The organism is Flavobacterium microcysteis (assembly GCF_006385255.1).
GTDB classification, from domain to species: Bacteria; Bacteroidota; Bacteroidia; order Flavobacteriales; family Flavobacteriaceae; genus Flavobacterium; species Flavobacterium microcysteis.
On the sequence record NZ_VFJE01000054.1, the window covers coordinates 78,502 to 91,753 of the forward strand.

13 protein-coding genes are annotated in these 13,252 nt (G+C 37.1%); 11 read left to right on the forward strand and 2 right to left on the reverse strand.

The genetic code is table 11. The features are described from left to right. Positions 1-6 precede the first annotated feature (6 nt). A complete protein-coding gene (locus FJA49_RS09335; protein WP_140000715.1) occupies positions 7-1,191 on the reverse strand; it encodes an MFS transporter in 1,185 nt (394 codons plus the stop codon). Positions 1,192-1,400: 209 nt separating this feature from the next. On the opposite strand from FJA49_RS09335, the gene FJA49_RS09340 reads away from it, so the two are divergent. The 9 genes from FJA49_RS09340 (at position 1,401) to porT (ending at position 8,742) form a co-directional block, all read left to right on the forward strand. Continuing rightward, positions 1,401-2,147: an electron transfer flavoprotein subunit beta/FixA family protein gene (locus FJA49_RS09340; RefSeq protein WP_140000716.1), complete on the forward strand. Its 747-nt coding sequence runs from the start codon at positions 1,401-1,403 to the stop codon at positions 2,145-2,147. A 92-nt stretch (positions 2,148-2,239) separates the two neighbouring features. Next, positions 2,240-3,208, forward strand: coding sequence for an electron transfer flavoprotein subunit alpha/FixB family protein (locus FJA49_RS09345; protein WP_140000717.1), 969 nt, complete (start codon positions 2,240-2,242; stop codon positions 3,206-3,208). A gap of 156 nt (positions 3,209-3,364) precedes the next feature. Then, positions 3,365-3,988 carry a bifunctional nuclease family protein gene (locus FJA49_RS09350; RefSeq protein ID WP_140000718.1) on the forward strand — a complete coding sequence of 208 codons (624 nt, stop codon included), beginning with the start codon at positions 3,365-3,367 and terminating at the stop codon, positions 3,986-3,988. 45 nt (positions 3,989-4,033) lie between these two features. Continuing rightward, on the forward strand, positions 4,034-4,858 hold the full coding sequence (locus tag FJA49_RS09355) for a thymidylate synthase (protein WP_140000719.1): 825 nt from the start codon (positions 4,034-4,036) through the stop codon (positions 4,856-4,858). A 15-nt stretch (positions 4,859-4,873) separates the two neighbouring features. Then, a complete protein-coding gene (locus tag FJA49_RS09360; protein ID WP_140000720.1) occupies positions 4,874-5,812 on the forward strand; it encodes an energy transducer TonB in 939 nt (312 codons plus the stop codon). A 71-nt stretch (positions 5,813-5,883) separates the two neighbouring features. Beyond that, positions 5,884-6,222, forward strand: a complete 339-nt coding sequence (locus FJA49_RS09365) for a 2TM domain-containing protein (RefSeq protein WP_140000721.1) — start codon at positions 5,884-5,886, stop codon at positions 6,220-6,222. 12 nt (positions 6,223-6,234) lie between these two features. Beyond that, positions 6,235-6,717 (forward strand): dihydrofolate reductase, encoded by a 483-nt coding sequence (locus tag FJA49_RS09370; RefSeq protein WP_140000722.1) that lies wholly within the window; start codon positions 6,235-6,237, stop codon positions 6,715-6,717. A 586-nt stretch (positions 6,718-7,303) separates the two neighbouring features. Beyond that, positions 7,304-8,035 carry a bifunctional demethylmenaquinone methyltransferase/2-methoxy-6-polyprenyl-1,4-benzoquinol methylase UbiE gene (gene ubiE, locus FJA49_RS09380; protein ID WP_140000723.1) on the forward strand — a complete coding sequence of 244 codons (732 nt, stop codon included), beginning with the start codon at positions 7,304-7,306 and terminating at the stop codon, positions 8,033-8,035. A gap of 2 nt (positions 8,036-8,037) precedes the next feature. After that, positions 8,038-8,742: a type IX secretion/gliding motility protein PorT/SprT gene (porT, locus tag FJA49_RS09385; protein ID WP_140000724.1), complete on the forward strand. Its 705-nt coding sequence runs from the start codon at positions 8,038-8,040 to the stop codon at positions 8,740-8,742. 2 nt (positions 8,743-8,744) lie between these two features. Here porT and FJA49_RS09390 read toward each other — a convergent pair whose 3' ends face one another. Then, the gene (locus FJA49_RS09390) at positions 8,745-9,470 is read right to left on the reverse strand and encodes a TrmH family RNA methyltransferase (protein WP_140000725.1); all 726 of its coding nucleotides are present in this window, start codon (positions 9,468-9,470) and stop codon (positions 8,745-8,747) included. Between the two features lie 35 nt (positions 9,471-9,505). Between FJA49_RS09390 and tamL the strand changes: the two genes are divergently transcribed. Next, positions 9,506-12,073, forward strand: coding sequence for a translocation and assembly module lipoprotein TamL (gene tamL, locus FJA49_RS09395; RefSeq protein WP_140000726.1), 2,568 nt, complete (start codon positions 9,506-9,508; stop codon positions 12,071-12,073). Positions 12,074-12,122: 49 nt separating this feature from the next. Further along, the gene (gene fbaA, locus FJA49_RS09400) at positions 12,123-13,190 is read left to right on the forward strand and encodes a class II fructose-bisphosphate aldolase (protein ID WP_140000727.1); all 1,068 of its coding nucleotides are present in this window, start codon (positions 12,123-12,125) and stop codon (positions 13,188-13,190) included. Positions 13,191-13,252: the final 62 nt, after the last annotated feature.

Below are 13,252 nucleotides of genomic sequence, written 5' to 3' on the forward strand. Positions count from 1 at the left end.
GTTATCTTAAACAGTAGCCTTATCTTTCTTAACACGAAATGCGACGTAAACCAAAGCCAAAAATGTCATTCCACTACTCAAATACATAATAAGTGGAATTTTAGCAATCACATCCTGGTAAATCCATCCTGCAAACAAGGCTCCTAAACCAATACCGGCTTCAAGGGCAATATACATAGTAGCCATGGCTTTGCCGCGATGTTCCGGAAAACTCATATCGACTGTCCAGGCATTCAAGGCAGGAGAAACAATTCCAGTTGCAATTCCGAATAAGGCAGCTCCAACAAGCAGTCCGGCAATCGACTGATTAAAAGCAATAACGCATAAAGAAACAATCAGAATGGTCAGGCCAATTCCCATAGGCTTTAAGCGGCCGTATTTATCCGAGGCCTTTCCAGCACCAAAACGGATTAATAATGAGGTTACCGTAAATACCATAAAAAACAGCCCCTTATTGGCTATTCCTAAATGGTGGCTCCAATCCGGAATCAGCGTTAAAATTACACCATATGCCATATAGGAAAGAAAAGTCACAACCGCTGCAGGAAGTACTTCTTTTGCTATGATATCTTTTCTGGAAATTTTCAAAATATGCAGGCTGAAACGATGCTTGTGTTTCAGGGTTTCTTTCATGTTCATCAAGATAACAATAGACAAAAGCGCAAATACGGAAGAAGCATAAAACAGCATGTCCATAGAAAAATGCAGCTTGATTGTACTTCCTATTGCCGGACCTATTGCCATACCGGTACTAAAGCACAATCCGTGAATTCCAAGTGCTTCACCCCAGCGTTCTCTTGGGATAATATCGGCCACATACGCCGCAGTTGCCGTAGGCTTAAATCCTGTCGAAAAACCATGAATCAGACGCAAGAAAAGGAAACCGGAAACCGTTGTCAAAATCGGATATAAAATACCACAAACAAAACACACTATCGAACCTACCGCCATTACAGGAACCCGGCCCAAAGTATCTGTCAGCCTACCGCTAAAAGGACGGGAAATACCAGCTGTTAAAGTAAAAAGCGCCACAATAAGTCCTTTGTATTCAGCGCCTCCCATGCTGCTCAGATATTCCGGCAATTCCGGAATCAGCATATTAAAACTTGCTGAAAACAGCAAAGAACTCAGGCAGACTAATCCAAAATGAACATTATATATAGAATTGGGCTTATTTACAGAAGTATCCATCAGGCATTTTTAAGGATGCAAAGATACCAAACATAACGGGAGCTATCTGTTAAAGATTTTCTCAATTTTTCATTAAAATCTCCCAAACTGCAACGAAAACGAAATAGTTGAGGAAAAAATATTAAAATATTATGCGTGCATAGTTTTTTATTTAAATTATAATCCTTAATTTCGGAGCCTTAAATATCAACACTATAATTTTACATAAAATGAAAATATTAGTTTGCATCAGTCATGTTCCTGATACTACTTCAAAAATCAACTTTACGAATGGCGATTCAGAATTTGACACAAACGGAGTACAATTTGTAATCAACCCAAATGATGAATTTGGTTTGACAAGAGCTATATGGTTCCAAGAACAACAAGGTGCTAATGTTACTGTAGTTAACGTTGGCGGACCTGAAACCGAAGCAACCCTTAGAAAAGCATTGGCAATAGGAGCAAACGAAGCTATCCGAGTAAATGCAAATCCTACAGACGGTTTCTTCGTAGCAAAACAATTGGCAGAAGTAATTAAAAACGGAGGTTATGACTTGGTAATCGCTGGAAGAGAATCTTTGGATTTCAACGGAGGTATGGTTCCAGGAATGATTGCCGGACTGACAAACTCAAATTTCGTAAACTCTTGCATCGGCCTGACAGTTGAAGGAAACAATGCAAAAGCAGTACGTGAAATTGATGGTGGTAAAGAAACTGTAGCGACTACATTGCCATTGATTATTGGTGCTCAAAAAGGACTTGTTGAAGAGAAAGACCTTCGTATTCCTAACATGAGAGGAATTATGACAGCTAGAACAAAGGCATTGACAATACTTGAGCCGGTTGCAGCTGATACTACTACTAAAGCAGTAAAATTTGAAAAGCCAGCTCCAAAATCAGCGGTAAAATTAATCAGCCCTGATAACCTGGATGAACTTATCAACCTATTGCACAACGAAGCAAAAGTTATATAATTTGAGATTTTAGATTTCAGATTTTAGTAAAATTAAAAATAACGTTTTAGGATTTGCCTTTCCAAATCATAAATCACAAATCATAAATTATCATGTCAATATTAATATACGCAGAATCTGCAGAAGGAAAATTCAAGAAAGTAGCTTTCGAGTTAGCTTCTTACGGTAAAAAAGTTGCAGAATCTTTAGGCACAACCGTTACAGCTGTAACTATCAATGCCGGAGACGTTTCCGAATTGTCAAAATACGGAGTCGATAAGGTACTGAAAGTAAACGACGATAAATTATCAAAATTCACAGCTAAGGCTTATGCCGACGTTATCAAACAAGCTGCTCAAAAAGAAAGCACAAAAGTAATCTTGCTTTCTTCTACAACAGACAGCTTATACCTGGCTCCTCTTGTTGCTGTTTCTCTAAATGCAGGATACGCTTCAAACGTAGTAGGATTACCAGTTAGCACTTCTCCTTTCCAGGTTAGAAGAAATGCATTCTCAAACAAAGCTTTCAACATTACAGAAATCAATACAGATGTAAAAGTTCTAGGATTGGCTAAAAACTCTTATGGAGTTTTCGAAAATGCTGTTTCTCTTGCTCAGGAAGATTTCGCTCCATCAATTGGTGATGCTGATTTTGGAGTAAAAGTTGAAAATGTTGAAAAAGTAACCGGAAAAGTAACCATTGCTGATGCAGAGGTTGTAGTTTCTGGAGGTAGAGGATTAAAAGGACCTGAAAACTGGGGCATGCTTGAAGATTTAGCTGCCGTTTTAGGTGCTGCTACAGCTTGCTCAAAACCAGTTTCTGACTTAGGATGGAGACCTCACAGTGAGCACGTTGGACAAACAGGAAAACCTGTTGCCACAAACTTATATATTGCAATTGGTATCTCTGGAGCTATCCAGCATATTGCGGGAATCAACTCTTCTAAAGTGAAAGTTGTTATCAACCAGGATCCAGATGCACCATTCTTCAAGGTAGCCGATTACGGTGTAGTTGGAGATGCTTTTGAAATCGTTCCGAAACTCACGGAAAAATTAAAAGAATTCAAGGCAAATAATTCGTAAATAATTTTTTAAATTGTGCCCATATTAGGGCTATCTAAATTTAGATAGGAATATCCAAATTTAGATAGCCCTTTTTTTTATTATTTTTGCCCTTTGAATATCGAAAGATTCAGTTCAAGCCTTTTAAAAAACAACAAACAAACATAGACCTTATAAATGAGTTTAGTAAAACTAACCATAAAAGGAATTTCATACAGCCAAACACAAAATGGCGCTTATGCGCTGATTTTAAATGAAGTGGACGGAGAGCGAAAATTGCCAATTGTAATTGGCGCTTTTGAGGCTCAATCAATTGCTATTGCTTTAGAAAAAGAGATAAAGCCGCCAAGGCCGTTAACTCATGACTTGTTTAAAAATTTCGCCGAAAGGTTCGATATTATAGTAAAACAGGTCATTATTCATAAGCTTGTCGACGGTGTTTTTTATTCAAGTATCATCTGCGAAAGAGATAAGATCGAGGAAATCATAGACGCCAGAACATCCGATGCCATCGCTTTGGCACTACGTTTTAGCGCTCCTATCTTTACGTATAAAAACATTTTAGACAAGGCCGGGATTTTCTTAAAAACAAATCCACAGGAAAGCGAGAATCAAGATTCAATAGAAGATGTTCTTTCCAATCCTGAAACATTTGGTATGGAAGAATCTAACGAAGCAAGTGATGCCTATGCAAAACTTAGCCTGTCTGAATTGCACGAACAGCTGGAAACAGCCGTACAGAATGAAGACTATGAAAAGGCCGCTAAAATTCGAGATGAAATTAGCAAAAGAGAATCTTAATTGAATTTCTTTACAACGTATTAAAACCGCCTAAAGCCTAGAAAGATGCAACAATATTTAGATTTAGTAAAGCATGTTCTTGAAACAGGGACACAAAAAGGAGATAGAACCGGAACCGGTACAAAAAGCGTTTTTGGTTATCAGATGCGTTTTGACCTGTCTGAAGGTTTCCCTATGGTCACCACCAAAAAACTGCATCTTAAATCGATCATCTACGAACTATTGTGGTTCTTGAAAGGCGACACCAATATTGGCTATTTAAATGAAAATGGCGTAAAAATTTGGGATGAATGGGCAAATGAAAATGGCGAGCTTGGTCCGGTTTATGGCCATCAATGGAGAAACTGGAACAGCGAGGAAATCGACCAGATTACAGAGCTGATTGAGATTTTAAAAACCAACCCAAACAGCAGAAGAATGCTGGTTTCTGCATGGAATCCATCTGTTTTGCCAGACACTTCAAAGTCTTTTGCTGAAAATGTTGCCAACGGAAAAGTCGCACTTCCACCCTGCCACGCTTTCTTTCAGTTTTACGTAGCAGATGGTAAATTATCCTGCCAACTCTACCAAAGAAGTGCCGATATCTTTTTAGGAGTGCCTTTCAACATTGCCTCTTATGCGCTATTAACCCTTATGATTGCTCAGGTTTGCGATTTGAAACCTGGAGATTTCATCCATACTTTTGGCGATGCACATATCTACAACAATCATATAGAACAATTGGAATTGCAACTTTCCCGCGATCCAAAACCCTTACCAAAAATGATCCTGAATCCAGAAGTCAAAAACATTTTCGACTTCAAATTTGAGGACTTTACTTTAGAAGGCTATGAGCCGCATCCTCATATAAAAGGAGCGGTTGCTATTTAAATTAATTTGCATTTTATGAAATCAGCTATACTTTCGGCGTTATTTTTAATGATGCCTATATTTCTATTGGCACAAGACGTCAAAGACAAAAAGACTTTCTTAGATTCACTAGAAAACCCAACGGTTAAAGAAGATTATAAATACTACAGGATTGTAAAAAACTACAATATTCCCAGCGAGTCCTATGAGATACGGAATTATTATCGTTCTGGAAAACTATACGGAGAAGGAAAAACCATCGATAGCCTTGGTTTTAACATAACCGGAAAATTTACAACATACTACGAAAACGGCAACAAAAAAAGTGAAGGAAATTATATGAATTCAAATCCTACAGGTCCTCACAAAACATGGTATGAAAATGGAAAACTGCAAATGGATGCCCTGTATTTTGAAAAAGAAAAAACAGTCGGGAATTTAAAAATCAGTCAATTTTATGATGCCACAGGAAAACAGACTGTCAAAAACGGAAATGGCACCTATGAAGAGGAAATGTATGGTGGAAAATCGAGCGGCAAAATAAAAAATGGTCTTAAGGAAGGCGAATGGAAAGGCAGCAACACTAAAACAAAAGCTACTTTTATAGAATTTTATAAAGAAGGAGACCTTGTTTCTGGTGAAAGTACAGATTCCGATTCTCAAAAATACCCATATCGTGAAATCTTTGAAAACCCGGAACCTACTAAAGGAATGCCAAACTTCTATAAATTTGTTTCCACAAATTTTCATATCGAGGATGACATCACTCCTATCAACGACAAAATCATAGTGAGTTTTATCGTTGAAAAAGACGGATCGGTTACCAGTATAAAAATACTAAAAGGTTTAGGTGGGCAATTAGATAGGGAAGCCAAACGAATTATAAAAAAGTATAACGAATGGAAACCAGGAAAAATTAGAGGCATGACCGCCAGAGCCTCTTTAGCTCTCCCAATAGCTATTCACGTTGAGTAATAAAAACATTCTCCTGCAGCTTTTTTAAATTTTAAAAATAAGTCTTATCTTTAAAATCAAATTTCTATCGTATGGAAAATAACCAACACGAACTCTACGAATATGCCCGTCGCAGGATGAAACAGAAAAAACGTCTGTATTTCCACTTTATCCTGTTCTTTGTTGGAAGTATTTTTTTCCTCATCATTCACAGAGTATTAGACCTCGATTTTTATCCTGGCTCCAATTGGGATTTATGGGCCATCATTATCTGGGCATTTATCTTTGTTCTTCATTTTATACGAGTATTTATCACTGATAGCTTTATGAACAAAAACTGGGAAAGATCCCAAATCGATAAGCTGGTCGCAAAACAAGAACGAAAAATACAGCAAATGCAGTCAAAAATTGACAACAATCCACAATCTTAAAATACCTTCCTGATGATTACCCTAATTGCTGCTGCTGCAGAAAATAATGCCCTTGGAAAAGACAATGCCATGCTTTGGCACCTACCGGACGACTTCAAACGATTTAAGGAAATCACTACCGGACACCACATCATCATGGGAAGAAAAACGTTTGAAAGCTTCCCAAAACCTTTACCTAACCGTACACATGTAATCATTACCCGTCAGAAAGGATATACTCAAGAAGGATGTATTGTTGTTGATAGCATGGAAAACGCTATTGCTGCCTGCCCTAAAGAAGAAGATATTTTTATTATTGGTGGAGGCGAAATCTACAACCTCGGAATGCCGTTTGCCGATATAATCGAGCTCACAAGAGTTCACGAATCGTTTGAAGCCGATGCGTTTTTTCCTGAAATAAACCGTAACGAATGGGAATTGATTTCTGAAGAATACCATCCAGCAGATGAAAAACACAAGGTTGATTTCAGTTTTCAGACTTTCACAAGAAAATAAAAAAAAACATCCTGAAAAATTTCAGGATGTTCATAGTTAAACTATTCAATGCTATTTTCTCAGAAAACAACTACTCTATAGACAGTATCTGATAACTTAAAATAAATATTAGTGCCGCCATCAAGACTCCAGAGATGAAGATAATGACATTGGCAAATTTTCGAGAATACATCTCAAAAAAGCCTTTAATACCAAATACCACAAAGGTACTAAAAACGAAAAAAACTAAAATTTCCAAAAACAAATTTAACCCTAAGAACGTTTGTGGCACCCCAATTTCAGTGTCGCTTCGAAAAACGCCACCGTCGATACTGTTCACAAGAAAAAATGAGATAGCTAGTGCCAGTAGTACCCATTTCAGTTCTGCTATTAATAACCTTGAAAACATGAGATTGAATTGTTATGTTTAACATTGTAAAATTGCACAATATACAAATGCAGCGCAATCGCCTAATTTTGGTAAATTTTTTTCTAACCTAATTTAGTGACCCTTTGTTCATCTTTTCTTAAAATAACTTGAACGCATATTAAATTGATGTTTTTTGTTATCAACTATAATAGTTTATCTTTGCGCAAACTATTGAAAATGTCAGAGAACGTCACTCCTTATAAAGGTTCGTCTTTAGGAAAAAAAGAGCAGGTTGAACAAATGTTTGATACGATTTCCGGAAAATACGACGGATTAAATCGTGTCATCTCTTTTGGTATCGATATCAAATGGAGAAAAAAAGTACTAAAGATTGTAGCCTCAAAAAAACCGGAAACTATTTTGGATATTGCTACCGGAACAGGAGATTTAGCCATATTGATGTCGCAGACCAATGCTTCAAAAATAATCGGCCTTGATATTTCTGCAGGAATGCTGGAAGTTGGAAGAAAAAAAATCGAAGCCAAGAACCTGTCTAACAGAATCGAAATGATTCAGGCAGATTCTGAAAATATGCCTTTTGAGGACAATTCTTTTGACGCTATTACTGTTGCCTTTGGTGTCCGAAATTTTGAACACCTGGAAAAAGGACTTTCGGAAATCCTCCGTGTTCTTAAACCGGGCGGTGTTTTTGTCATTTTGGAAACTTCCAATCCAACAAAATCTCCTTACAAACAATTCTATAGTTTTTACACAAAAAAGATCCTTCCGCTTATAGGAAAGCTGTTTTCAAAAGACAATGCTGCCTATGGCTATCTTTCAGAATCAGCTTCAGTTTTCCCTTTTGGCGAAGCATTGAACAATATTTTGAGAAAAATTGGGTTTATAGAAGTTGCAGATCAACCACAAACTTTTGGAGTTGCAACAATTTATTCTGCGTCTAAGAAATAAATATGAAAAAAATATTTGCGATTCTTCTTTTAGCTTTTTCTCTGAATAGTCAGGCGCAATTCGGCACCAACCTGTTCAGCAAAGATCCTATTATCAATTTAGAAAACTGGGATAAGCAGCGTGTTCATTGGGGCTACTTCCTTGGATTCAATGCTTATGACTTTAAATTGGATTACAAGCAACCCGGCAAAGACATTCAGGTAAAAGGAACTACGGGATTTAACGTAGGACTTATAGGGAACTTAAGACTGTATGAATATATTGACCTTCGTTTTGAACCGGGACTATATTATACACAGAGGGATCTGCAATTTACCGGTTTTGAAGATCAGAGCGACGCATTAAGACAGGTAAAATCAACTTATATCCATTTCCCTTTATTATTAAAGTTTTCTTCTTTGAGAACCGGAAACGTTCGTCCTTTCTTAGTTGGCGGTCTTTCAACTTCCTTAAACCTGGGCAGTAATTCAAAATCAAAAGAAGACAACGTAAACAACCGTTTCAGAATGAAACAATGGACGAATAACTACGAATTAGGATTTGGTGTTGATTTATATTTAGAATATTTCAAGTTTTCTCCTTCTATTCGAGGCGTATTTGGACTGGATGATGAATTGATTCGTGACAACGATCCAAACAGCCCATGGACAGGAAACGTGTCATCAATGAAAACCCGAGGCGTTTTTATCAATTTTACTTTCCAATAAACTTAGCTCCTTTTAAATTCGCTTAGGATAATAGCGGTAGCAGTAGCCACATTCAGGCTTTCTGTCTGTTGCAGATTTCCGAATCTTGGAATAGCAATCCTATGATTGACCGCTTTTTCTATTTGAGATGAAATTCCGTTAGCTTCATTGCCCATAACAATGACACCTTCTTTTGGAAGTTCAGACTTATAAATGTTATCGCCGTCCATAAACGTACCAAAAACAGGCAAAGTCGTTTCAGCTATAAACTTTTCAAGATTCACATAAGTAACGTTCACTCGTGCAATCGACCCCATAGTAGCCTGTACCACTTTAGGATTATAAATATCAACCGTTTCCTCAGAACAGACCAATTCGGAAATGCCAAACCAATCACATAAACGTATGATAGTTCCTAAATTTCCAGGGTCACGAATATCATCCAATGCAACTATTAATCCTGTTTCACTTATACTTTTAGATTCCGGCATCCTAAAAACGGCAAGGCAGTCATTAGGCGTGGTCAAGGCACTGATCTTTTTCAGTTCGCTTTCAGAAATGGGCAGTATCTTCTTTGGATTTACCTCCGGGAAAGATGCCGTAGTTGTGAACAAATTTTCCAGAAAAAAATTAGAATGGATCAGTTCTTGAATCACTTTTTTCCCTTCGGCAAAAAATAATTGATGCTCTTTTCTAAATTTTTTCTGCTGTAAGCTCGTTATTAATTTTATTTGGTTTTTGCTAACCATAAAAAATGTATTTTTGAATTAAATATGCCCGACACTTGAAAAAGATAAGTACAAAAATATCACTATTTATTCTAATAGGAATCATATTTGCCGCCTGTAACACTGTAAAAAGAGTTCCGGAAGGAAAAAGACTTTTAACAAAGAATGAAATTCTCGTAAATGATCAGATCACAAAAGATGAGGCGATCAACAATCTTCTATACCAAAAGCCCAACAGTACCATTTTGGGATATAATTTACGATTGAATTTATACAATCTTGCAAAACAAAATCCGGATTCTTCTTTTAAGGCAAAAATGAAAGCCAATCCAAAAAAGTACGAACGCCTCTCTAAATTACTTTCCAAGAAACAGGTAGAACGTTTAGGAAACTCCTTTTTTTATTCCGGCATCCATAACTTTTTAAAAAGAACTGGTGAACCTCCTGTGATTATTGATGAAGCAAGAGCCAAGAAATCGACTGCTAGATTACGTGCCTACTATTTCAATAACGGTTTTTTTAATGCAAAAACATCCTATAAAATAGATACGCTTCCTAATAAAAAAGGACAAATACACTATACCGTAACTACAGGAGAACCCTATATTATTGATTCTCTTTCCAGAGAAATCAAAACACCAGCACTGGATTCGTTGTATGAAAAAAACAAAAACAAAACGCTTGTTATACCTGGACAACAATTCAAATCTGTAAACTTTGAGGCCGAGCGTGAGCGTATTACCACAAACTTCAGAAATAACGGAGCGTATTATTTTCAGCCTACAAACATTAATTTTGTTTGTGACTCTATTGACACAAACCATAAAACCAATGTAAACCTGAAGATATCCGACCGAAATGTACGAGTTGGAGACACTACTATCACAAAGCCTTTCAAGCTTTATAAAATTAGCGAAGTAAATATTTTTACAGACAGTCCTTCTAACAATAATAGGATTAAAGTTGCTGACAGTGCTACTTACAACAACTTTAATATTTACAGCAAGGACAAGCTGCGCTACAGACCTAAAGCGCTGACTGATGCTATTTTTATTTCAAAAGGAAGTACTTATGCCGATTTCCGAAGGACTGCAACCTCCAGGTCACTGAACAACCTCCGTGTTTTCAATTACCCAAACATTCAATTTGTAGAAGATTCAACAGATGTTAACGAATCTTCACTTATTGCAAATATCTACCTGACGCCCCGAAAGAAATTTAGCTTTGGTGCTTCAGCCGACGTGACGCATTCCAATATTCAGAACTTTGGTATTTCGGGCAGCATGACAGGAACATTCCGTAACCTTTTCCGAGGTGCGGAAACATTAGAGCTTTCGCTTAGGGGGAATATTGGTTCCTCAACAGATTTAGGAATTGCCAATCCAAACAACGTATTTTTCAATTTATCAGAATATGGTGCCGATGTTAAGTTAAATGTTCCGCGATTCTTTTCTCCTTTTAATACGGACAAGATTATTGCGAAAAACATGATTCCTAACACTATTTTCAGCCTTGGTTTTGCAAAACAGCAGAACATAGGTCTGGACAAGGAGAATCTGACTGCTTCGATGTATTATACCTGGACGCCAAAACGAAACACAACTTCCCGTTTTGACTTATTCAACATCCAATATGTAAAAAACATCAATAAGGCAAACTATTTTAATGTGTATCGTTCGTCTTACGGAAGATTGAATGACGTAGCCAGGGATTATGCAAGCCAGGTTAATCCTGATTATTTCAATGCCAGCGGAAATCTGATTATTGAATCCGGTACCAATGGATTCCTTCAGGATGTGACCGGCCCTAATCCAACAATCACAACAAGTCCTGAAGACTTAAGAGTTATAGAAAGTATTTCTGAAAGAAAAGACCGATTAACCGAAAACAACCTGATTTTTGCTTCCAGTTATACGTTTACCAAAAACACAAAAACCGACCTACTTGACAATAATTTCTGGATTTTCAAGACAAAAATAGAGTCGGCCGGAAACTTTTTAGGATTAATTTCAGATATCGCCAAGCAGCCTAAAAATGCTTTGGGTAATAAAACTATACTCGAAATTGAATATTCACAATATATAAAAGGAGAACTTGATTTTATAAAACACTGGGGATTATCCGGTAACAGAGTACTAGCTATGAGAGCCTTTTTCGGAATTGCCATTCCTTATGGCAATTCAGACAACATTCCGTTTTCCCGAAGTTATTTTGCAGGTGGTTCCAATGACAACAGAGCTTGGCAATCTTATGGTTTAGGGCCTGGTAGCAGCGGAAGTATCAACGACTTTAACGAAGCCAACTTAAAGATTTTATATAGCGCAGAACTTCGATTCAAAATGCTAGGAAAACTAAATGGAGCCATTTTTGGTGACGCTGGAAACATCTGGAACGTATTGGATAATGTGAAAGATCCAAAATCTACTTTCACAGGAATACGCTCTTTAGAAAACATTGCGGTGGGTTCCGGCTTTGGATTTCGATATGATTTCAACTTCTTCGTTATCCGTCTGGATATAGGCTTCAAGACCTACGACCCTGCCAAAGAAGTGGGAAACCGATGGTTTAAAGATTACAATTTAGGCCACTCCGTATTAAATATTGGAATTAATTACCCATTCTAATTTCAGAAATTATTATTTTTGTATCCTTTAACTCTAAACAAAAAACACAATGGCTCATAATATAAAACCTGGAGTTGCAACCGGTGATCAAGTACAAGAGATTTTTAAATACGCAAAAGAAAAAGGTTTTGCATTGCCTGCTGTAAACGTAACTGGCTCAAGCACAATCAATGGCGTTTTAGAAACTGCTGCAAAGTTAAAAGCTCCGGTTATCATCCAGTTCTCTAATGGAGGTGCTATTTTCAATGCTGGAAAAGGTTTATCTAACGAAAACGAAAAAGCAGCTATTGCAGGAGCCATTGCAGGAGCAAAACACATCCACACATTGGCAGAAGCTTATGGAGCGACTGTTATTTTGCATACAGACCACTGTGCAAAAAAATTATTACCTTGGATTGACGGACTTTTGGATGCTTCTGAAAAACATTTTGCTGAAACAGGAAAATCACTTTTCAGCTCTCACATGATTGATTTGTCAGAAGAACCGATTGAAGAAAACATCGAAATCTGCAAAGAATACTTAAAAAGAATGTCTAAATTAGGAATGACTCTTGAAATCGAGCTTGGAATCACAGGTGGAGAAGAAGACGGAGTTGACAATTCTGATGTAGACAGCTCAAAATTATATACGCAGCCTGAAGAAGTAGCTTTTGCTTATGAAGAGCTTCTAAAAATCAGCCCGCGATTTACCATCGCAGCTGCTTTTGGAAACGTTCACGGCGTATACAAGCCAGGAAACGTAAAGCTTACGCCAAAAATCCTTAGAAACTCACAAGAGTACGTACAAAACAAATTCAACACAGGACACAATCCTGTAGATTTCGTATTCCACGGAGGTTCTGGATCAACTTTGGAAGAAATCAGAGAAGCTATTGGATACGGAGTTATCAAGATGAATATCGATACTGACTTGCAGTTTGCTTTCACGGAAGGAATCAGAGACTATATCGTTAAGAATGTTGACTATTTAAAAACACAAATCGGAAATCCGGAAGGGCCTGAAGCTCCAAATAAGAAATATTATGATCCAAGAAAATGGATTCGTGAAGGAGAAGTTACTTTCAATACCCGATTAGAGCAGGCTTTCAAAGACCTGAACAACGTAAATACATTATAAATTCAAAATTACAAATTACGAATTGCGTTATCCCTAATTCATAATTTATAATTCATAATTAA

What these genes read in the sequence shown, in the direction of transcription:
- porT (WP_140000724.1), top strand. Translation starts at nt 8,038, where the DNA reads ATGAAAAAAATATTTGCGATTCTTCTTTTAGCTTTTTCTCTGAATAGT.
- FJA49_RS09345 (WP_140000717.1), top strand. Translation starts at nt 2,240, where the DNA reads ATGTCAATATTAATATACGCAGAATCTGCAGAAGGAAAATTCAAGAAA.
- fbaA (WP_140000727.1), top strand. Translation starts at nt 12,123, where the DNA reads ATGGCTCATAATATAAAACCTGGAGTTGCAACCGGTGATCAAGTACAA.
- FJA49_RS09355 (WP_140000719.1), top strand. Translation starts at nt 4,034, where the DNA reads ATGCAACAATATTTAGATTTAGTAAAGCATGTTCTTGAAACAGGGACA.
- FJA49_RS09340 (WP_140000716.1), top strand. Translation starts at nt 1,401, where the DNA reads ATGAAAATATTAGTTTGCATCAGTCATGTTCCTGATACTACTTCAAAA.
- FJA49_RS09370 (WP_140000722.1), top strand. Translation starts at nt 6,235, where the DNA reads ATGATTACCCTAATTGCTGCTGCTGCAGAAAATAATGCCCTTGGAAAA.
- ubiE (WP_140000723.1), top strand. Translation starts at nt 7,304, where the DNA reads ATGTCAGAGAACGTCACTCCTTATAAAGGTTCGTCTTTAGGAAAAAAA.
- FJA49_RS09335 (WP_140000715.1), bottom strand. Translation starts at nt 1,191, where the DNA reads ATGGATACTTCTGTAAATAAGCCCAATTCTATATATAATGTTCATTTT.
- FJA49_RS09365 (WP_140000721.1), top strand. Translation starts at nt 5,884, where the DNA reads ATGGAAAATAACCAACACGAACTCTACGAATATGCCCGTCGCAGGATG.
- FJA49_RS09350 (WP_140000718.1), top strand. Translation starts at nt 3,365, where the DNA reads ATGAGTTTAGTAAAACTAACCATAAAAGGAATTTCATACAGCCAAACA.
- FJA49_RS09360 (WP_140000720.1), top strand. Translation starts at nt 4,874, where the DNA reads ATGAAATCAGCTATACTTTCGGCGTTATTTTTAATGATGCCTATATTT.
- FJA49_RS09390 (WP_140000725.1), bottom strand. Translation starts at nt 9,470, where the DNA reads ATGGTTAGCAAAAACCAAATAAAATTAATAACGAGCTTACAGCAGAAA.